This window comes from Streptomyces sp. R44 (genome assembly GCF_041053105.1).
Classification (GTDB): domain Bacteria; phylum Actinomycetota; class Actinomycetes; order Streptomycetales; family Streptomycetaceae; genus Streptomyces.
Genome location: NZ_CP163444.1, coordinates 5,523,418 through 5,543,259 on the forward strand (window position 1 = coordinate 5,523,418; position 19,842 = coordinate 5,543,259).

Below are 19,842 nucleotides of genomic sequence, written 5' to 3' on the forward strand. Positions count from 1 at the left end.
GTCAGCGCCGGGTCAGGCCCCGGTCGACGGCGGTGATCAGCTCGCCGTCCGCGGTGTCCCCGTCGAGGGACCAGACCATCGCGCCGCCGAGCCCGCGCTGCCGGACGTAGGACGCCTTGGTGCGCAGGACGGTCGGGTCGTCGTACGTCCACAGGGTGGTGCCGTCGAAGAGCCAGGCGTGGCCGTTCCCCGGTCCGCGGTACAGCGTGTACGTCCCCGAATCGGCCAGCCTCTTCAGGTGCTTGTAGTCCTCGGAGCCCGCCGTCCAGGTCGCCGGGGCGGGGCCCGCCGCCGGCTGCCCGAGGCCGTCGCCGCCGCCGGTCACACCGGTCCAGCCCTGGCCGTAGAAGGGCATGCCCACCACGAGCTTGTGGGCGGGGGCGCCGCGCCGCAGCCAGGCCCGGACGGTCTGGTCGACGCTGAAGTCGTCCTTCGCGAAGAGCGCGGACTGCTGGGCGGTGGTCCGCTCGCCGGAGACGTGGAAGTCGTAGCCCTGGAGGTTCACGAAGTCGAAGTCCCGCATGATCGCGGGGACTTCGAAGCCCGCGTCGATCTTGGCGGGGGCGGTGGGCACGTACGCGCTGAGGTCGTAGTGCCTGCGCTGCGGAAGCGAGCGCCCGTAGGCGTCGAGCTGCGTGCGGAACTCCCGTACGAGCTTGGTGAGGTTGGGCTTGTCCTCGGGGCGGATCACGTTGCCGGGGGCGCCGTCCGAGCCGGGCCACTCCCAGTCCAGGTCGACGCCGTCGAAGAGTCCGGCGGCGGCCCCGGCGCCGCCGCGGGCGCCGTCGACGGGGAGGTCGCCCTTGATGTACGTGTCGATGCAGGAGGCGACGAGGGCCTTGCGTCCGGCGTCGGTGCGGACCGCGTCGGAGAAGTGTGCGGAGCCGCTCCAGCCGCCCAGCGAGATCATGACCTTGAGGCCGGGGTTCCGCGCCTTGAGTTCGCGCAGTTCGTTGAAGTTCCCGGCGAGGCGCTGGTCGGCGGTGTCGCCGGTGCCGTCCACGGAGTTCGCGGCGTCGACGGGGCGGACGTAGTCGGCCCAGGGGTCCGAGCCGGGGGCGTTGCCCATGAGGCACCTGCCGTCCGGACCGACCACGCCGAAGGCGTAGTTGATGTGGCTGAGCTTGGCGGCGGTGCCGCTCGTCTGCAGATCCTTGACCTGGAAGTTCCGGCCGTAGATGCCCCATTGGGTGAAGTAGCCGATCCGCTTGAGCGCGGGCGCGTGCGCAGGCGCGTGCGGGGGCTGCGGGTGGGCGTCGGCGGCGGGGGCCAGGGTGGCGAGGAGGCCGAGGGCGGCCGCGGCGGCGGTGCCGAGGGTCAGCTTGGTCAGGGCTCTGGGGCGCATGGGCTCGTTCCTGTGCGGGGCGGGAGGGAGCGTGCGGGCAGGAACTTATTGGTCTGGACCAATAGAGCGCAAGAGGTGTGCGGGAAGCGTCTCGGGGTGACCGCGGGTAGCCGAGATCGTCATCACTTCGAGTGAAACTCTGGCCCATGCTTGCGGATCGCGACCGACGGTTGCCAGGCTGTAGCTGTCAGTCAACCTGAGGGGAGTGTCCAGTGACGTTCGGTGAGCAGCCCGCCTATCTGCGCGTGGCGAGCGATCTGCGGGAGAAGATCGCCAATGGCTCGCTTCCGCCGCATACCCGCCTCCCCTCGCAGGCACGCATCCGCGAGGAGTACGGGGTGTCGGACACCGTCGCGCTGGAGGCCCGCAAGGTGCTCATGGCCGAGGGGCTCGTGGAGGGGCGCTCGGGCTCCGGGACCTATGTGCGCGAGCGTCCCGTCCCGCGGCGGATCGCCCGCTCCGGCTACCGTCCGGCGTCCGGCGCCAGCCCCTTCCGGCAGGAGCAGGCCGCCGAAGGGGCCCGCGGCACCTGGGAGTCGCGCAGCGAGCAGGAGCCGGCGAGCGTCGAGGTGGCCGAGCGGCTCGGCATCGAGCCGGGGGAGCGGGTGATGCGCACGCGGTACGTGTACCGGGACGGCGGCGAGCCCATGATGGTCTCCACCTCCTGGGAGCCGCTCGCCGTCACCGGCCGGACGCCGGTCATGCTGCCCGAGGAGGGCCCGCTGGGCGGCTGCGGCGTCGTCGAGCGCATGGCGGCCATCGACGTGGTCGTGGACAACGTGGTGGAGGAGGTCGGGGCCAGGCCCGGCCTCGCCGAGGAACTCCTGACCCTCGGCGGGGTGCCGGGACACGTGGTCATGGTCGTGGAGCGCACGTACTACGCCTCGGGCCGCGCCGTGGAGACGGCCGACGTCGTCGTCCCGGCCGACCGCTACCGCATCGCCTACCACCTGCCGGTGAGGTGACGCGGGGTCGGTGACCGTTCAGCGGGGCCGCGTGTCCGGGGGGCGTGATCCGGAGTTAACGGGGCGTCAGTTCGCGTAACGGCCCGGCAATCGCGTGCCGTCGGCCCTCGTCACGCGCGGCTCCTACCTTCCTCGTCCGTACCCGCGACCCGGTCGGACGACAGGAACCCTCATGACGGACACGCTCACCCCACCCACCCCGGAGCCGGGTGGGGACACCTCCCCGGCCGTTCAGGCGCGGGCGGAGGCCGCACCGCCGCCCGCCGGCCCCCGCCGCAACTACGCCAGGCTGGCCGCGGACGAGAGCCGCGAGGACTACTCCCTGCGGTACGCCCCGCACTCCTTCCGGCGCTGGTCGCCCGGGACCGTCGCCGGCACCGCGCTCGGCGGCATCGCCTACCTCGCCGACTTCGCGATCGGCGCCTCGATCGTCTTCACCTACGGCTTCGGCAGCGGACTCGCCTCGATCCTCACCGCCGCCGCGCTCATCTTCCTCACCGGCATCCCCATCGCCCGGGCGTGCGCGAAGTACGGCCTGGACATGGACCTCATCACCCGCGGCGCGGGCTTCGGCTACTTCGGCTCCACGCTCACCTCGCTCATCTACGCCTCCTTCACCTTCATCTTCTTCGCCCTCGAAGGCTCGATCATGGCCCAGGCCATGCACCAGGCCGTGGGTCTGCCGGTGGAGGTCGGCTACCTCGTCACGACCCTGATCGTCATCCCGATCGTCTTCCGCGGCATGGGCGCCCTCGCCAAGGTGCAGGCCTGGACCCAGCCGATCTGGCTCGTCGGCCTGGTGCTTCCCTTCGCCGTGCTGGCCTTCGAGGCGCCCGACGCCTGGGGCGCCTTCACCTCCTTCGGCGGTACGGAGGGCGCCGGCGCGGGCTTCTCGTGGATCGGCTTCGGCCTCGGCACCGGCGTCGCGCTCTCCCTGATCGCCCAGATCGGCGAACAGGCCGACTATCTGCGCTTCATGCCCGCGAAGACCGAGGCGAACAAGCGCCGGTGGAACCTCGCCGTGCTCGCCGCGGGCCCCGGCTGGGTCGTCATCGGCGCGGCCAAGCAGCTCGGCGGCGCGTTCCTCGCCTTCGTCGCCCTGGAGGCCGTCGGCAAGACCCACGCCCTGGAGCCGATCGCCCCTCAGATCGAGGCGCTCAAGCCCTGGCTCGGCTCGTTCGCGCTGCCCGCCGCCGCGCTCTTCGTGATCGTCTCCCAGATCAAGATCAACGTCACCAACGCCTACAGCGGCTCGCTGTCCTGGTCGAACTTCTTCTCCCGCGTCACCCACCGGCACCCCGGGCGCGTCTGGTACATCTTCCTCAACCTCGCCATCGCGCTGACGCTGATGGAGATGAACATGTTCGCCGCCCTGAACAAGCTGCTCGGGTTCTACTCCAACGTCGGCATCGCCTGGATCGCCGCCGTCGCCGCCGACCTCGTCATCAACAAGCGGGCCGGCTGGAGCCCCCCGTACATCGAGTTCAAGCGCGCCTACCTGTACGCCGTGAACCCGGCCGGCTTCGGTGCCATGGTCATCGCCTCCGTCGTCTCGATCCTCGCCTTCTTCGGTCTCTTCGGCACCTATGCCGAGGCGTTCTCCACCTTCATCGCCGCCGGCCTCGCCGTCCTCCTCTGCCCCCTCATCGCCTGGGCCACCAAGGGCCGCTACTACCTGGCCCGCCCCAACACCGTGAACGGGCCCGGCGCCGAGGTCGCCGACGAGCGCGCGACCCACGTCTGCGCCGAGTGCGAGACGGCCTACGAACTGCCGGACATCGCCGACTGCCCGGTGCGCTCCGGCCCCGTCTGCTCCCTCTGCTGCTCCCTCGACGCCACGTGCGGGGACGTCTGCCGCAAGGATCCCGAGGCCGCGGGCGGCCCCGTCCTCCTGCCGCTGCCCACCGTCCCCGCGGCGGCGCCCGGGGTGTGACCTTCGGCCTCCCTCCGTCGGTTCCCGGCCGATCCGTGCCTCTTTGTGAAAACCCGTATCCGCTGTGTGAAGGTCAGGCGTAAGCTCCGGCATATGCGGATTGCGGTTTCCCGGAGATCCTTAGCGACGCCCGGACCGGCGGAGGGAGAAGCCTGATGACCGACAGCGGCCCCGTCCTTCCCTGGCTCGTCATACGGCAGGACGACAACGGCAACCGCTACCGGGTGGGGCGGTACGCGACCAAGGACGAAGCCCAGAAGATCGCCGACAGTCTCGACGACCGCGGCCACAAGCAGCTCTACTGGGTCGAGCGCATCGGCAGCCCCGCCCTCTGACCCCGGCGGGCACCGGCCGGGCCGGGCTACGCTCGCGCCCATGACGGAACGCACCACCGACCCCGCCGCGCCCCACGAGCCCCACCGCGACGCCGGCCCCGGCCAGGGAGCCGGCGTCGTGGTCGTCGTCGCGGGCGCCCTGTACGACCGGGGACGGCTGCTCGCCGCGCGCCGCAGCGCCCCCGTCGAGCTCGCCGGCCGCTGGGAGCTGCCCGGCGGCAAACTCGAACCGGGCGAGAGCCCGGAGGAGGCCCTGGTCCGCGAGCTCCGGGAGGAGCTCGGCGTGGAGGTCGAGCCGGGTGAGCGCCTCCCCGGCGAGTGGCCGCTGAAGCCCGGATACGTCCTGCGGGTGTGGACCGCCCGGTTGCTCTCCGGAGAACCGCGCCCCCTGGAGGACCACGACGAGCTCCGCTGGCTGTCCCGGGGCGAGCTGGACTCGGTCGACTGGCTCGACCAGGACCGCCCCGCCGTCGCCGAGGCCGCGCTGAGACTGCCGGCCGCGCCCGCCGACGGAGCGCGCGGCTGAGCCCCTACGCCGTTCGTGCCACCGTGCGCCCGCTGACGCGCCCGGCGGGATATCCCGTCCTAAATAGCGGGTATGTCCAGAATGACCCCTTGGGAGGGGGCATGGACCTTCCTGCTGACGCACGGCTGGGGAAGTGATCGGGTGTGATCGACACCGACGGCGACCGCGCGGAGTGGAACTTCCCGGCGGAAGCGAACGCCGTCCGCACGGCTCGCCACGCGGTGCGCGAGACCCTGCGCGCCTGGGAGCTCGACAAGGCCCTCGGTGATGTGACCGTCCTGCTGGTCAGCGAGCTGGTGACCAACTCCCTGCGGTACGCCTCCGGCCCCATCGGAGTCCGGCTCGTCCGTCCCCGCTCCGACGCCGCCGATCCGGCGCACCCGCCCGCGCTCCTGGTGGAAGTTTCCGATCCGCTTCCGGATCCCCCCACCGAGCGGGCCCCGGGACCCGAGGACGAGGGGGGACGCGGCCTCGGTCTCGTGGCCTGTTCCGCACGCCGCTGGGGAACCCGTAGAGGAAGGACCGGCAAAACCGTATGGTTCGAGCTGGCTCTCCCTGGTGAGTAAACAGGGTGGGACAACGATCACCGGTACTCGGCGAGGGACGAACGAGACCACCCTGTGATCGGGAACGTCGTGCCGTCGGGGCCTGCCGTATTGAATACTGCGGGCATGGCCGGTCCGGTGCGGTGAGCTGGAGGGGACGGTCGCGTGAGCGAGATACCTGAGACGGCGAGCGGCGGCGTCGTGTGGCAGAGCAGCCCGCCCGGCTCGATCTATGACTACATCCGGGTGGCGTCCTTCTCGATCGGGCCCGACGGCCTCGTCGAGCAGTGGAGCCGCAGGGCCGTGGACCTCTTCGGGGTGACCGCGGAGGAGGCCAGGGGCAAGGACCCCGTCGAGGCCTTCATGCCCGCCGACCTGCGCGAGCGCGGCCACCGGAGGGTCAAGGAGATCCTCGACGGCAAGGAGTGGACGGGCCTCGTCCCGTTCCGCATGCCCGGCGAGGACCGGCCCCGGGGCATCGCCGAGATGTACGTCATGCCGAGCGAGACCGAGGCCGGGGAACGGGCCGCGCTGTGCATCGTCGTCGATGTGCGGGCCCTCCGCCGCATCGAGACCGACCTCGCCGCTTCCCAGGCGATATTCGGCCAATCCCCCTTCGGTTTCCTCCTCTTCGGCACCGACCTCACCGTGAAGCGGGCCAACCGGCGCTTCGCCACCGTCTTCGGCGGCGAGGCCGACGACCACCGGGGCCGGACCGTCCACGACTACCTCAACCCCGCCGAGGCCGACCGGATGACCACCGCCCTCCGGCGGGTCCTGGAGACCGGCGAGTCCGTCACCGACTTCCAGATCGTCGGCGCCGCCCCCGGCGCCCGTGACCGCCGCCACTGGTCCATCAACCTCTACCGCGTCCACAGCGGTTCCGGCCGGCCGATCGGCGTCGCCGGGCTCGGCATCGACGTCACCCGCCGCCACAACGCCGCCAGGGAAGCCGCCAGCGCCCGCCGCAACCTCGCCCTCCTCAACGAGGCGGGCGCCCGCATCGGCAACTCCCTCGACCTGGAGGCCACCGCGCGCGAGCTCCTCGACGTCGCCGTCCCCGGCTTCTGCGACCTCGCCTCCGTCGACCTCTACCAGGGCCTGCTCACCGGCGACGAGGCACCGCCCGGCCGCTGGGGGAACTCCCACGACGTCGGCTACGGAGCGGGCAGCGCCGAACTCCGCAGGGTCGCCTTCGCCAGCGCCGTCTCCGACACCCCCCTCAGAACCGACGAGGGCCACGGCCCGGGCAGCGGCTGTTGCGGACCCGTCCCCATCGAGGTCGGCGCCGTCCACCGCTACCCCTTCAACTCGCCCTGCGCCGGAGCCCTGCGCACCGGACGCGTCCGCACGGTCGCCGGATCCGACGGAGACCTCGTCCAGTCCACCCTGGTCGTCCCGATGACCGCCCACGACACCGTCGTCGGCCTCGTCCAGTTCTCCCGCACCAAGGGCAGCGAACCCTTCGGGGAGCGCGACCGGGCCCTCGCCGTCGAACTCGCCGCCCGCGCCGCCGTCTGCATCGACAACGCGCGCCTCTACCGCCGCGAGCACGAGCGGGCCCTGATCCTCCAGCGCAGCCTGCTCCCGCCCGGCGACCCCGAGGCCGCCGGACTCGACATCGCCTGCCGCTACCTCCCCGGCACCGCGGCCACCGAGGTCGGCGGCGACTGGTTCGACGTCATCGAACTCCCCGGCCACCGCACCGCCCTCGTCATCGGCGACGTCATGGGCCGCGGCCTGCGCGCCGCCGTCGCCATGGGCGAACTCCGCACCGCCGTCCGCACCCTCGCCCAGCTCGACCTGGAGCCGGCCGAGGTCCTCTCCCATCTCGACGAGATCGCCCGCGGCCTGGGCGCCCCCATCGGCGCCCAGCAGTCCCGCGCCCACAAGAACCGGGGACCGGAACTCTCCGAGGTCTACCTCGCCACCTGCGTCTACGCCGTCTACGACCCGGTCACCCGCCGCTGCACCTTCGCCAACGCCGGGCACCTCCCGCCCGTGCTCGTCGAGCCGGGCGAGGAGGCCCTGCTCCTCGACGTACCCCCGGGGATGCCGCTCGGCGTCGGCGGGGAACCCTTCGAGGAGGTCGAGGTCGAACTGCCCGAGGGCGCCCTCCTCGCCCTCTACACCGACGGGCTCGTCGAATCCCGCGACCACCCGCTCGACGAGGGCCTCCAGGCCTTCCGACGCGCCCTCACCGACCCGGCCCGCCCCCTGGAGGACGTCTGCGACCGGGTCCTCACCAGCCTGAACACCGGCCACGGGGAGGACGACATCGCCCTCCTCATGGCCAGGATCCAGGGCCTGCCCAGCGAGGCCGTCGGCGACTGGCGGCTCCCCAGGGAACCCCGCTCGGTCGGCCGGGCCCGCGAACTCGCCCGCGCCCAGCTCGCGGCCTGGGACCTCGAACCGCTCGTCGACACCGTCGAACTCCTCGTCAGCGAACTCGTCACCAACGCCCTGCGCTACGGCGAGGGGGAGATCCGGCTCCGCCTGCTCCGCGACCGCACCCTCGTCTGCGAGGTCTGGGACGCCGGCCTGGTCCAGCCGCGCCGCCGCAGGGCCCGGGACACCGACGAGGGCGGCCGCGGCCTCCAGCTCGTCGGACTGCTCTCCTCCTCCTGGGGCTCCCGCCGCACCCCGCGCGGCAAGACGGTCTGGTTCGAACTGGCCCTGCCGGACGGCGAGGGGGCGGCGGAGCCCACGGTGGAGCAACTCCTGAGCATGTTCTGAGGCCCATCCCCGTACGAGTGCGGGATCAGCCCTTGAGCGCGGCCAGCCGGGCCTCGATCTCGGCGCTGTCGCCGAGCGCGTCCAGCTGCTCGAACTGGGCGTCCAGCGAGGAGGCGGCGAGCTCCTGCCTGCCCAGGGCCTTCGCCTCCTCGCGGCGCACCTTGTCCTCGAAGCGGCTCAGCTCGCTCGTCGGATCGAGCACGTCGACGCTCTGCACGGCGTCCGTCATCCGGTTCTGCGCCTGGGCCGACTTCGCGCGGGCCACCAGCTCGTCCCGCTTGGCCTTCAGCTCGCCGAGCTTGGCCTTCATCCGGTCGAGGCCGGTCCTGAGCTTCTCCACGACCTCGGTCTGGGCGGCGATCGTCGGCTCGGCGCCCTTCGCCTCCTTCTCCGACTGCAGCTGGCGGCCCAGCGCCACCTTCGCCAGGTCGTCGAAGCGGTCGGCCTCCGCCGTCTGCCCGCCGGCCCGCAGCTCGTCCGCCTTCCGGCTCGCGGCGAGCGCCTTGCCGCCCCACTCCTTCGCCGCGTCCACGTCCTCCTGATGGTCCTGCTCCATCAGCCGGAGGTTCCCGATGGTCGCGGCCACCGCCTCCTCCGCCTCCGCGATGTTGTCCGCGTAGTCGCGGATCAGCTGGTCCAGCATCTTCTGCGGATCCTCGGCCTGGTCGAGGAGGGCGTGGATGTTCGCCTTCGCCAGCTGGGTGACCCGGCCGAGAATGGTCTGCTTGCTGCTCATGCTCGTTCTCCTTGCGTACGAGGGGTCAGGGCGACCGTCCTCAGAAGCGGCCTCCGCCGCCCAGCCGGCCGCGTGTGCCGCTGCCGCCGAAGCTGCCGGGCCCGCCGCCGAAACCTCCGCCCCCGAAGCCGCCCCCGCCCCCTCTGCCGGAACTCCCGCCGGACCCGCCGCCGAACAGCCCGCCGAGGATGATGCCGCCGAGCACCGCGCCGCCGAGCCCGCCGCCACCGCTTCCTCCCACCCCTGTCGCACCGCCCAGGCCGTTCGGGTTCCCGTACGTGCGGACGTCCTGCTCGGCGAGGTCCTGGGCGCGCCGCGCCAGCTGGTCCGCCTGCTGCGCCTCCACCAGGGCCGTCTGCGGATCGTCCGCCGCCGCGAGCGTCCGCGCCTTCTCCCAGCGGCGCTGGGCCTCGGCAAGGCGCGTACGCGCCTCGCTGCCCACCGCGCCCCGGTGCGTGGTGATGTAGTCGGAAGCCGCCCCGATCGTCGAACGGGCCGTCAGCATCACCTGATCGAGGAGCGCCTGGGCGCGTCGCGCACCCGACTCGCGCTCCCGCGCGCCCTCCAGCGTCTCGTCGAGCGCCGCGTCGGCCTCCTCGACCCGGCGCAGGGCGTCGATCGGGTCGTACCGGCCGGTGTCCAGGCGCCGCCGCACCTCGGCGGTCACCGACTCGGCGCGGGCGATCCGCCCCTGGAGGTCGGCCGTCGACACTCCCTCGGAGGTCCCCTTCAACAGCCCGCGGGCCTCCGCCAGGTCTGCGTCCGTCTCCGCGAGCGCGCCCGTCAGCTTCTCCTCGGCCTCGGCCAGCTCCCGCGCCCGCCGGTCCACCGCCTCGGCCAGCCGCGCCGCCTGGACGACCGCGCCCTCGGCGGCCCGGATGTGCACGGCGGCCCCGCCGTTGTCACCGGCGTCGATCTGCTGCCGGGCCTGGTTGACGTGGGTCGTCGCGAAGAGGAGGCGGTCCTTCGCCTGCTCGACGTCGCCGGCGACCGGCGCCGCCGCCGACTCGGCGTACCGCTCGCGCATCGCGGTCAGCGCCGCCTCGGCCGTCCCGATCCGCCCGGTCTGCTCCCGGAAGGCCGCCTCCACCCCGGCCAGCGCCTCCGGGGCCGTGCGCTCCAGGGCCCGGAGCCGGTCGAAGTCCTCCGTCTCGGCGTCGAGACGCGCGTTCGCCTCGGCGCAGCGGCGGAGGATCTCGTCCAGCATGCTCCGGCGGGTCGAGTTGTCCTCGGGGAAGGAGTCGTCGAGCTTCTGCCGCAGCCGGAACGAGGCCGTCAGCTGCTCCTGGGCGAAGTCGACGGCCTCGGTGAAGGGGCGCGCCGCCTCCTCGCCGAACTGGGCGGACGCGAAGCCGAGCTCCTCCTGGCTGGTGCGGACGGCGTCGTCGGTGGCGACCAGCGTCCGGCGGGCCTCCCGGTCGAGCTCGGCCAGGGTCGGCGGCGCGGTCTCCTTCGGCGGGCCCCAGCCCTGCCCGCCCCGCGGCGTGGTGCGGGTCTCGGCGCGGCGCCGCCGTGTGGTGTACGCGTAGGCCGCGACGGCCGCCGCGCCGCCGACGAGCACCAGGGGCAGGACGAGGTCGGTCGCGGAGGTGCCGTCCTCGGCCGGGGCGCCGGGGTCGGCGGGGCCGGGGGTGATCGTCGGAGCGGGGACGGGCTGCCCGGCGAGGACGGCGTCGTAGCCGTTCGCGGCGCCGACGGCGGCGCCGGCCCAGTCGTTCTGCCGGAGGGCGGGTTCGATCGCGGTCCGGGCGACGTCGTCGAGCTGGGTCTGCGTGAAGCGTGAGCCGGGGTCGGCCGAGTAGCCGTACTGCCGGTCGTGGGTGGCGACGGCGAGCAGGACGTCGTCGACGCCGAGGTGGTTGCGTTCCGCGGTGGCGTCGGCCCAGTCCTGGCCCGGGCGCCCGGAGAAGTCCCGTACGTAGACGACGAAGAGCTGGACGCGCCGGTCGTCGTAGAGCCGGTCGAGGGCCTGGACCACGGTGGCGCGGCGGTCGCCGAGGGCGCCCACCCGGTCGGTGATCTGCCCCTCCCGGGACAGGGCGACGGGGTCGTCGGCGTGGGCACCGTGTACGGCGGGCACGAGGAGCCACCACGCCGCCACCAGCACCGCGAGAAGGGCTCGGGTGGCTATTCGCGTCACAAAGGGGAGGCTATGTCCAGGTATGAGCACTCGCGACCGGGCCGTGGCCGCCTGAAACCGTTCCCCTCGCCCGAGCGTCACTGTCAGTAGCCGCCGCTACGGTGGTTCCAGTGACGCGACGGCTCTTGGGGGCTCGGGTGGACGGACGGCTGAGGCGTGTGTGGCGGCGGGGGCGCTGGTGGATCCTCGGCCTCGTCCTGCTGCTCGTGGTGCCCCCGCTCTTCGGAGCCCTCGCCCTGCGCGTCAGCTACATGGGCGACCTCAGGGACGATGCGCGGACCCGCGGCAAGGACGCCTTCTGGATCGGGCACGCCTGGGTCGACGGACGGAAGAAGGACGCCGACCTCGCGGCCCTCGCCGCACGCCTGAAGGGCAGCGGGATACGCGACCTGTACGTGCACGCCGGGCCCCTGGAGCACGACGGCACCCTGCCGGCCGCCGCGTACCCGCGTGCCAAGTGGCTGATCGACGGGGTGCACCGCACGATGCCCGGGATACGGGTCCAGGCCTGGCTCGGGGACGTCCTGGCCACCGAGGGGCCCGTGGGACTGCGCCTGGAGGACGCCGGGTCACGCCGGGCCGTGGTCGGCTCCGCCCGGCAGATCCTCGACGCCGGCTTCGACGGCGTCCACTTCGACCTGGAGCCGCTGCACTCCGACGACCGGGACTACCTCTCCCTCCTCGACGGCCTCGGCGAGCTGACCCGGGCCCGCAAGGTCCCGCTCTCGGTCGCCGCCCACCAGATCGACCCCCTGCCCGGCGCCCACTCGGTCCTGGGCGCGGTCAGCTCCAACGGCAGCGAGAAGTGGTGGTCGCAGGAGTTCTTCGGCGAGGTCGCCCGGCGCGTCGACCAGATAGCCGTCATGTCGTACGACACCTGGATGCCGCTGGAGAGCCTCTACGGCGGGTACGTCGCCCAGCAGACGGCCCTCGCCCTCGAAGTGACGCCCGAGACCACGGACCTGCTGATGGGACTCCCGTTCTTCCACGAGGACGACCTCGGCCACCACGAGGACGCGGAGACGGTCGCCGCCGCCGTCAAGGGCGCGCGCCTCGGCCTCGGCCGCACGGACCCCGGCCGCGAGCGGTTCGGCCTCGCGCTGTACGTCGACTTCGCGGCCGAGGAGGCGGACTGGGCGGCCTACCGCGCGGGCTGGCTCTGACGTCGTGCAGGATGGGCTCGCGCGGCCCGGCCAGGGCCGTCACCGAGGGGGAGTACGACATGACCAGCCGTCTGCTGATGCCCGTCCGCACGCGTGACCTCGAAGCGCCCGCGCGGCAGGTCCCCGGGTCCACCCGGGCCACCGCGATCCTGGACCTGGAGCACCCGCTCGTGACCGCGCTCACGGCCCGGGTGCGGCGCGAGGCCCGGGCGCGGGGAGCGGTCACCGACCGCGCCCGGCTCCAGGCGGCGCACGGCATCCTCGTCACCGCCGTGCGGCCCGTGTACTCCGTGGAGGACCGGCGCCGGGTGTCGCGCACGCTGCGGCTCGGCCGCGGCTCGTGCAGCCAGCGCATGGCGGTCCTGGAGGCGGTGGCCCGGTCCCTCGGCGTGCCGACCCGGGTGCGCGGCCTGCTCGTCGACGGCACCTTCTGGTACCCGAGGTTCCCGAAGCTCCGCGCGTTCGTCCCGGAGGAGGTCCTGCTGGCCTGGCCGGAGTTCCTCCTCGACGACGTCTGGGTCCCGATCGCCGAGCTGTTCACCGGACTCGCGCCGGCCGACCCCGCCGGTCACGGCGGCGGGTTCTCCAACTCCGGTGCGGAGACCCTCTTCGAGGCCGTCGCCCGGACCACCGTCGACTGGGACGCGCCCGCCGCGTGCGCCGGCTCGGCCCCCTGCGACCTGTCCGCCCACCTCCGGACGGACCTCGGCCGCTTCTCCTCGCGCGACGCGCTGTTCGACCTCCACGGGCAGACCCTGTGCCGCACCGCCCGCACCCTGGCCGAGCCGGTCCTCGGCCGCTGGAGCGCGGGCGCCGCGGCCTGAGGTCAGGTCTTCCGCCGCCTGATCGTCTTCCCGAGCCAGACCAGCGGGTCGTACTTCCGGTCCACGACCCGCTCCTTCAGCGGGATCAGGGCGTTGTCGGTGATCCGGATGGACTCCGGGCAGACCTCCGTGCAGCACTTCGTGATGTTGCAGTAGCCGAGGCCGTGCTCCTCCTGCGCGGTCCGCCGCCGGTCCAGCCCGGCCTCCTCGGCCGCGTCCAGGGGGTGCATGTCGAGCTCCGCGACCCGCATGAGGAAGCGGGGCCCGGCGAAGACCTCCTTGTTCTCCTCGTGGTCGCGCACCACATGGCAGGTGTCCTGGCACAGGAAGCACTCGATGCACTTCCTGAACTCCTGCGAGCGGTCCACGTCCTCCTGCTTCATCCGGTACTCGCCGGGGGCGAGCCCGGCGGGCGGGACGAACGCCGGGATCTCCCGGGCCTTCGTGTAGTTGAAGGAGACGTCCGTGACCAGGTCGCGGACGACGGGGAAGGCCCGCATGGGCGTCACCGTGACGACCTCCTCCCGCGCGAAGACCGACATCCGGGTCATGCACATCAGCCGGGGCCGGCCGTTGATCTCGGCCGAGCACGACCCGCACTTGCCGGCCTTGCAGTTCCACCGCACGGCCAGGTCGGGGGCCTGGGTGGCCTGGAGCCGGTGGACGATGTCGAGGACCACCTCGCCGTCGTGCACCTCGACGGTGTAGTCGGTCAGCTCCCCGCCGCCGGCGTCGCCCCGCCAGATCCGGAAGTGGGCCTGATACGTGCTCATGCGTCCAGCTCCTCCTCCGCCAGGTACTTCGCCAGCTCCTCCTTCTCGAAGAGCGCCAGCAGATCCGGCCTGATGGGCTCGGTCCGCACCCGTTCCAACTCGATCCCGCCCGCTCCGGAAGCCCGGCACAGCAGGTTCACCGGGCGCCACGACCGCTCCATCGCCGGCCGGTCCTCGCGGGTGTGCCCGCCCCGGGACTCGGTGCGCTCCAGGGCGGCCCGGGCCACGCACTCGCTGACCAGGAGCATGTTCCGCAGGTCGAGCGCGAGGTGCCAGCCGGGGTTGAACTGCCGGTGCCCCTCCACCGAGATCCGCCCGGCCCGCTCCCGCAGCGCGGCGATCCGCTCCAGGGCCTCGGCCATCTCGCCCTCCCGCCGGATGATCCCGACGAGATCGTTCATCGTCTGCTGGAGTTCCTGGTGGAGGGTGTACGGGTTCTCCGCGGGACCGTCCCGGAACGGGGCCAGCGCCTCCGTCCTGGCCGCCGCCACCGTCTCCTCGCCGACCTCGGAGGGCGCGGCCCCCGCCGCGTACTCCGCCGCGTGCAGCCCGGCCCGCCGCCCGAAGACCAGCAGGTCGGAGAGGGAGTTCCCGCCCAGCCGGTTGGAGCCGTGCATGCCGCCCGCGACCTCGCCGGCCGCGAAGAGACCCGGCACCCCGACCGTGGCGGCCGTCTCCGAGTCGACGGCGACACCGCCCATCACGTAGTGGCAGGTCGGCCCGACCTCCATGGCCTCGGCCGTGATGTCGACGTCCGCCAGCTCCTTGAACTGGTGGTACATCGAGGGCAGCCGGCGCCGGATCGTCTCCGCCGGCATCCGGGTCGACACATCGAGGAACACCCCTCCGTGCGGGGAGCCGCGGCCCGCCTTCACCTCCGCGTTGATGGCCCGCGCCACCTCGTCGCGCGGCAGCAGTTCGGGCGGGCGCCGGTTGTGCTCGGGGTCCTCGTACCAGCGGTCGCCCTCCTCCTCCGACTCGGCGTACTTCTCCTTGAAGACGTCGGGGACGTAGTCGAACATGAAGCGCCGGCCCTCGGAGTTCCGCAGCACCCCGCCGTCGCCGCGTACCGACTCGGTGACGAGGATCCCCTTCACCGACGGCGGCCAGACCATGCCGGTCGGGTGGAACTGCACGAACTCCATGTTCACCAGCGGCGCCCCGGCCAGCAGGGCGAGCGCGTGGCCGTCGCCCGTGTACTCCCAGGAGTTCGAGGTCACCTTGAACGACTTGCCGATGCCGCCGGTGGCCAGGACGACCGCGGGCGCCTCCAGGACGAGGAAGCGCCCGCTCTCCCGCTCGTAACAGAAGACACCGGCGACCCGCCCCTCACCGTCCTTGAGGATCCGGGTGACGGTGAACTCCTGGAAGACCTTCAGACGCCCCTCGTGGTCGCCGGTCTCCCGGTGATCCTCCTGCTGGAGCCCGACCACCTTCTGCTGGAGGGTCCGCAGGAGTTCGAGACCGGTGCGGTCGCCGACGTGCGCGAGCCGCGGGTACTCGTGGCCGCCGAAGTTCCGCTGCGAGATCCGGCCGTCCGCCGTCCGGTCGAAGAGCGCGCCCCACGTCTCCAGCTCCCAGACCCGCTCGGGCGCCTCCTGGGCGTGCAGCTCGGCCATCCGCCACTGGTTGAGGAACTTCCCGCCGCGCATGGTGTCCCGGAAGTGCGTCTTCCAGTCGTCGTGCTCGTTGGCGTTGGCCATGGAGGCGGCGATGCCGCCCTCGGCCATCACCGTGTGCGCCTTGCCGAAGAGGGACTTGCAGATGACGGCGGTGCGCGCGCCGGCCCGGCGCGCCTCGATCGCGGCCCGCAGCCCGGCGCCGCCCGCGCCGACCACGACCACGTCCCACCGCTGCCGTTCCACGGAGCTCACAGGACTCATGTCAGAAGAACCTCGGGTCGTCGAAGGCGCCGGTGGCGAGCAGATACACGTACAGGTCGCAGACGGCGACGCTGATCAGCGACGCCCAGGCGAGTTGCATGTGACGCCCGTTCAGGCGCCCCACCCAGGTCCACAGCCGGTAGCGGACGGGATGCTTCGAGAAGTGCCGCAGGCGGCCGCCGACGATGTGCCGGCAGGAGTGGCAGGAGAGGGTGTACGCCCAGATGAGGACGATGTTGACGAGGAAGATCAGCGTCCCGAGCCCGGCGTGGCCCCAGGCGTAGTCGGCGTCCCGGAAGGTCAGCGCGGTGTCGTACGTGAGGATCCCGGCGACCGGCACCGCCGCGTAGAAGAAGTACCGGTGGAGGTTCTGCAGCAGCAGCGGGAAGCGGGTCTCGCCGGTGTACGTGCGATGGGGTTCGGCCACCGCACAGGCCGGGGGAGCCGCCCAGAACCCCCGGTAGTACGCCTTGCGGTAGTAGTAGCAGGTCAGCCGGAAGCCCAGCGGGAAGACCAGGATCAGCAGGGCGGGGGAGAGCCCCCACCAGCTGCCGAAGAGCGCCCAGTTCGGCCCGCCGCGCATGGGGACGCAGTTCTCCGCGAGGCAGGGCGAGTAGAAGGGGGAGACGTAGGGGGCGGCGTAGTAGTCGGCGTTCGCGAAGGCCCGCCACGTCGAGTACGCGACGAAGGCGAGCAGTCCGGCCGCGGTGGCGGCGGGGGAGAGCCACCAGCGGTCGGTCCGCAGATGGCGGGCGGCGATGGAGGCGCGCCCCGGGGAGCGCACCCCCGTCGCCTCTCGGTGGCTCGTCGGGGGTTGCGTACCTGTGGCCAACAGGGCCTCCTCGGCTCTACGGCTCTCCTACGGCGCGTGGCGGTCGCGTGCTCCCAGGCCCTCGTCGTCGACGTCGGTCCACTTCCCGGCGTCGTACGGCGCGTCGGGGATGGTCACCATGCTGTCCGCACGGCCGGGGGGCGGTGGGGGAGGCGCGCCCTGCTCCGCCCCGACGCGGCGTTCCAGCTCGTCGACCGTGTGTTCCAGGTCCTGCAGGCGGCGCTTGACGGCCGCCAGATCGTCCTGAACGGACATGGTTGCCCTCACCTTCGTGAGTGTCGCGCGTCACATCCCGCTTGGGAAGTCGTGTGCACGAGCGGTTGGGCCGCACGAGTGGGGTTTGCCGGTCGCGCCGCCGTGTCGCCGTGGCCGCATCCGGTCCGTGCTTTTCAGTGTATGAGCAATAGGTCTGATCATCTCCAAATGGCATAAATCTGGACGAAGGGGTACAAGTCATGTCCCAGATCGGCGCCCCTCGCGGGAGGACATGCTCCAGGAGCCCCCGCTCCCGCACGCTCCGCTCCGTCGCCACCCTCACCAGCGCGGTCCTCGCCGTCACCGTCCTCGCGGGCTGCAGCTCCGGCGACGAGGCCGACGAGACCCCGGCGGCGGCCCAGGACAACGCGCCCGCGCCCCGCGACCGGGTCGCCGACGGGGGCACCCTCCGCTGGGCCGTCGACGCGCTGCCCACCACGCTCAACGCCTTCCAGGCCGACGCCGACGGCACCACCTCGCGCATCGCCGGAGCCGTGCTCCCCTCCCTCTACACGCTCGACGAGCGGGGCCGGCCCCAGCTGAACCCCGACTACCTGGAGTCCGCGCAGGTCGTCGAGACCGAGCCCAAGCAGGTCGTCCTCTACAAGCTCAACCAGCAGGCGGTCTGGAGCGACGGGCGCGAGATCGGGGCCGCCGACTTCGTGGCCCAGTGGCGCGCGCTGAGCGGCCGCGACACCGCGTACTGGACCGCCCGCAACTCCGGCTACGAGCGGATCGAGAAGATCGAGCGGGGCAAGAACGACCTGGAGGTCCGGGTCACCTTCGCCAAGCCCTACGCCGACTGGCAGTCCCTCTTCACGCCCCTCTACCCCAAGCAGGTGATGGGCTCCCCGAACTCCTTCAACGACGGGGCGCGCACCACCCTCAAGGCCACCGCAGGACCGTTCCTGCTCAAGGCGGTCGACCGGAAGGGCGGCGACGTCACCCTCGCCCGCAACCCCCGCTGGTGGGGCCGGCAGGCCAAGCTCGACAGCATCGTCCTCAAGGCCGTCCCCCGGGCCGACCGGGCCGAGGCCCTCGCCGCCGGCGACCTCGACCTGGCCGAGATCGACCGGTCCGTCGCCGACCGGATCTCCCTCGCCCTCCGCGACGCCCGCGCCGGCCGGAACGGCGCCCAGGCCGCCCTCGCCCACGGCCCCGGCTCCGCGGTCACCCCCTCCAAGGCCCTGAAGTCCTGGGCCCTCGCCCATGGCTCCGACGACGAGAAGGCGGCCGAGGTCCAGGCCGCCCGCAAGGAGAACCAGGAGGCGATCGCCCGGTACGCGAAGGCCCAGGACGCCCTCGCGAAGTACGTGGTCCGCAAGTCCCTGGAGCCCGCCTACACCCAGCTCTCGCTGAACGGCGAGTCCGGCCCGCTGGCCGACGAGCGGGTACGGCGCGCGGTGGCCCGCGCCATCGACCGCCAGGAGCTCGCCGAATCCGTCCTCAAGCCGCTCGGCCTCCCCGCGAAGCCCCCCGGCAGCCACCTCGCCCTCGCCGGCCAGGCGGCGTACGCGGACAGCAGCGACGCGCTCGGCGGCCAGGACACCAAGGAGGCGCAGGCGCTCCTCGCCGACGCGGGCTGGGTCCCCGGCGGCGCGCTCCACAAGCCCGCGGGCACCAAGGCGGGCAGCGAGGCGGAGAAGAAAGAGGCCGAGAAGAAGGAGGCCGAGAAGAAGGAGGCGGAGAAGAAGGCCGCCGAGAAGGCCAAGAAGGGCGAGGGCTCCACCGACGCCAAGAAGCAGGCGAGCGACACCGCCTCCGACGAGGGCCTCTACATCGTCGGCGACGACAAGCCGGGCGCCCGCCGCGCCGCCCCCGCCCCGGTCATCGGCGCGAACGGCCCCGAGGGCGGCACCGAGGTCCTCGCCCCGGGCTCCGCCGCCGCCCGCCAGAGCGCCGCGCTCCTCGCCCGCGCCGAGGCCCTCGACACCGGCTCCGGCGCCGCCCGCGCCGCCCACTCCGCCCCCAAGCCGGACCAGGGCGTCGCCGGGGCCTACGCCCCGCGCGGCACCGCGGCCCCCGTGACGGCCCCCGAGGCCGCCAAAACCCTCGGCAAGGACGGCAAGGCGCTCAGCCTCCGCTTCGTCCTGCCGTCCGGGCCGGGCTCCGAGTCGCTGCGGGCGGTCGGGGACCGGATCGTCCGGATGCTCGACGCGGTCGGGATCCGCACCGAGGTCACCAAGGTCTCCGACGACAGCTTCTTCAAGGACCACGTGGCCTCGGGCGACTACGACCTGGCCCTCTACTCCTGGCCGGCCTCCGCCTTCCCGGCGACCGACGCCCGGCCGATCTTCGCCAAGCCCGAGCCCGCCTCGGACGGCTCGCTCCTGGTCGAGCAGAACTACTCCCGGGTCGGCACCGACCGCATCGACCAGCTCTTCGACCAGGCGGCGGGGACGCTCGACGAGGAGGAGGCCCGCGAGCTGGTGCGCCAGGCCGACGCCCGGATCTGGGCCGCCGCCGGCTCCATCCCCCTCTACCAGCGCCCGCAGCTCGTCGCCGCCCGGGCCGATCTTCTGAACGCCGGAGCCTGGGGCCTCGCCGCTCCCCGCTACCAGGACATCGGGTTCAAGAAGCCCGAAACGACCAAGGGTACCCAGCCGAACCACTGAAAGTGCAGGTCACAACCTCAGAAGCAGCTCAAGTTCCTTGCCCGCCGGAGACCCCGGCGGGCAGGATCGCGTCGGCCCCTTGACCCGGCCCGCATGACGTTCCCCACACCCTGAAACCTCCCAGTAGACCCTCTCGGATCAAGCCGGGGAAGCCCCTTGCACGGCAGCCCCGTACCATAGGACATAGCCGTGGCGCGTCCGCCCGGCGGGCGTACGAGGAACTGACGCCGCATCCC

At 72.7% G+C, this 19,842-nt stretch carries 16 protein-coding genes; 9 read left to right on the forward strand and 7 right to left on the reverse strand.

Features of this window, described 5'->3' with window-relative positions; genetic code table 11:
• Position 1: 1 nt before the first annotated feature.
• Positions 2-1,345, reverse strand: a complete 1,344-nt coding sequence (locus AB5J54_RS25835; protein ID WP_369146299.1) for a glycoside hydrolase family 18 protein — start codon at positions 1,343-1,345, stop codon at positions 2-4.
• Between the two features lie 212 nt (positions 1,346-1,557).
• Between AB5J54_RS25835 and AB5J54_RS25840 the strand changes: the two genes are divergently transcribed.
• The 6 genes from AB5J54_RS25840 (at position 1,558) to AB5J54_RS25865 (ending at position 8,385) form a co-directional block, all read left to right on the forward strand.
• Complete coding sequence (locus AB5J54_RS25840; RefSeq protein WP_369146300.1) at positions 1,558-2,310, forward strand: GntR family transcriptional regulator; 753 nt, start codon at positions 1,558-1,560, stop codon at positions 2,308-2,310.
• Positions 2,311-2,482: 172 nt separating this feature from the next.
• A complete protein-coding gene (locus AB5J54_RS25845) occupies positions 2,483-4,243 on the forward strand; it encodes a cytosine permease (protein ID WP_369146301.1) in 1,761 nt (586 codons plus the stop codon).
• Between the two features lie 155 nt (positions 4,244-4,398).
• Positions 4,399-4,578, forward strand: coding sequence for an SPOR domain-containing protein (locus AB5J54_RS25850; protein ID WP_093874257.1), 180 nt, complete (start codon positions 4,399-4,401; stop codon positions 4,576-4,578).
• 40 nt (positions 4,579-4,618) lie between these two features.
• On the forward strand, positions 4,619-5,104 hold the full coding sequence (locus tag AB5J54_RS25855) for a (deoxy)nucleoside triphosphate pyrophosphohydrolase (RefSeq protein WP_369146302.1): 486 nt from the start codon (positions 4,619-4,621) through the stop codon (positions 5,102-5,104).
• Positions 5,105-5,247: 143 nt separating this feature from the next.
• Entirely contained in the window at positions 5,248-5,670 is a 423-nt protein-coding gene (locus tag AB5J54_RS25860) for an ATP-binding protein (RefSeq protein WP_369146303.1), read from the forward strand.
• Positions 5,671-5,814: 144 nt separating this feature from the next.
• The gene (locus AB5J54_RS25865; protein WP_369146305.1) at positions 5,815-8,385 is read left to right on the forward strand and encodes a SpoIIE family protein phosphatase; all 2,571 of its coding nucleotides are present in this window, start codon (positions 5,815-5,817) and stop codon (positions 8,383-8,385) included.
• 25 nt (positions 8,386-8,410) lie between these two features.
• Here AB5J54_RS25865 and AB5J54_RS25870 read toward each other — a convergent pair whose 3' ends face one another.
• Together AB5J54_RS25870 and AB5J54_RS25875 are read right to left on the reverse strand one after the other, a co-directional pair.
• Complete coding sequence (locus tag AB5J54_RS25870) at positions 8,411-9,121, reverse strand: PspA/IM30 family protein (RefSeq protein WP_369146306.1); 711 nt, start codon at positions 9,119-9,121, stop codon at positions 8,411-8,413.
• A gap of 40 nt (positions 9,122-9,161) precedes the next feature.
• Positions 9,162-11,261, reverse strand: a complete 2,100-nt coding sequence (locus AB5J54_RS25875) for a TPM domain-containing protein (RefSeq protein WP_369146307.1) — start codon at positions 11,259-11,261, stop codon at positions 9,162-9,164.
• A gap of 137 nt (positions 11,262-11,398) precedes the next feature.
• Between AB5J54_RS25875 and AB5J54_RS25880 the strand changes: the two genes are divergently transcribed.
• Together AB5J54_RS25880 and AB5J54_RS25885 are read left to right on the forward strand one after the other, a co-directional pair.
• The gene (locus AB5J54_RS25880; protein WP_369149457.1) at positions 11,399-12,424 is read left to right on the forward strand and encodes a hypothetical protein; all 1,026 of its coding nucleotides are present in this window, start codon (positions 11,399-11,401) and stop codon (positions 12,422-12,424) included.
• A 59-nt stretch (positions 12,425-12,483) separates the two neighbouring features.
• Positions 12,484-13,248 carry a transglutaminase domain-containing protein gene (locus AB5J54_RS25885; RefSeq protein ID WP_369146308.1) on the forward strand — a complete coding sequence of 255 codons (765 nt, stop codon included), beginning with the start codon at positions 12,484-12,486 and terminating at the stop codon, positions 13,246-13,248.
• Between the two features lie 2 nt (positions 13,249-13,250).
• Here the strand turns inward: AB5J54_RS25885 and AB5J54_RS25890 are convergent, their stop codons facing one another.
• Genes AB5J54_RS25890 through AB5J54_RS25905 form a run of 4 tightly spaced genes read right to left on the reverse strand, consistent with a single transcriptional unit; the run spans position 13,251 to position 16,991 of the window.
• Positions 13,251-14,021, reverse strand: coding sequence for a succinate dehydrogenase/fumarate reductase iron-sulfur subunit (locus AB5J54_RS25890; protein ID WP_369146309.1), 771 nt, complete (start codon positions 14,019-14,021; stop codon positions 13,251-13,253).
• Entirely contained in the window at positions 14,018-15,895 is a 1,878-nt protein-coding gene (locus AB5J54_RS25895; RefSeq protein ID WP_369149458.1) for a fumarate reductase/succinate dehydrogenase flavoprotein subunit, read from the reverse strand. The genes AB5J54_RS25890 and AB5J54_RS25895 overlap by 4 nt, the downstream gene beginning before the upstream one ends.
• Positions 15,896-15,905: 10 nt before the next feature.
• Positions 15,906-16,736 (reverse strand): hypothetical protein, encoded by an 831-nt coding sequence (locus tag AB5J54_RS25900; RefSeq protein ID WP_369146310.1) that lies wholly within the window; start codon positions 16,734-16,736, stop codon positions 15,906-15,908.
• 27 nt (positions 16,737-16,763) lie between these two features.
• A complete protein-coding gene (locus AB5J54_RS25905) occupies positions 16,764-16,991 on the reverse strand; it encodes a hypothetical protein (protein ID WP_369146311.1) in 228 nt (75 codons plus the stop codon).
• A 200-nt stretch (positions 16,992-17,191) separates the two neighbouring features.
• Between AB5J54_RS25905 and AB5J54_RS25910 the strand changes: the two genes are divergently transcribed.
• Positions 17,192-19,606 carry an ABC transporter family substrate-binding protein gene (locus AB5J54_RS25910; protein ID WP_369146312.1) on the forward strand — a complete coding sequence of 805 codons (2,415 nt, stop codon included), beginning with the start codon at positions 17,192-17,194 and terminating at the stop codon, positions 19,604-19,606.
• The last annotated feature ends 236 nt before the right edge of the window (positions 19,607-19,842 follow it).

Bases quoted from the DNA above. Each gene is read 5' to 3' on its own strand.
- AB5J54_RS25835 (WP_369146299.1), bottom strand. From the start codon at position 1,345: ATGCGCCCCAGAGCCCTGACCAAGCTGACCCTCGGCACCGCCGCCGCG.
- AB5J54_RS25845 (WP_369146301.1), top strand. From the start codon at position 2,483: ATGACGGACACGCTCACCCCACCCACCCCGGAGCCGGGTGGGGACACC.
- AB5J54_RS25850 (WP_093874257.1), top strand. From the start codon at position 4,399: ATGACCGACAGCGGCCCCGTCCTTCCCTGGCTCGTCATACGGCAGGAC.
- AB5J54_RS25855 (WP_369146302.1), top strand. From the start codon at position 4,619: ATGACGGAACGCACCACCGACCCCGCCGCGCCCCACGAGCCCCACCGC.
- AB5J54_RS25870 (WP_369146306.1), bottom strand. From the start codon at position 9,121: ATGAGCAGCAAGCAGACCATTCTCGGCCGGGTCACCCAGCTGGCGAAG.
- AB5J54_RS25885 (WP_369146308.1), top strand. From the start codon at position 12,484: ATGACCAGCCGTCTGCTGATGCCCGTCCGCACGCGTGACCTCGAAGCG.
- AB5J54_RS25890 (WP_369146309.1), bottom strand. From the start codon at position 14,021: ATGAGCACGTATCAGGCCCACTTCCGGATCTGGCGGGGCGACGCCGGC.
- AB5J54_RS25905 (WP_369146311.1), bottom strand. From the start codon at position 16,991: ATGTCCGTTCAGGACGATCTGGCGGCCGTCAAGCGCCGCCTGCAGGAC.
- AB5J54_RS25910 (WP_369146312.1), top strand. From the start codon at position 17,192: ATGTCCCAGATCGGCGCCCCTCGCGGGAGGACATGCTCCAGGAGCCCC.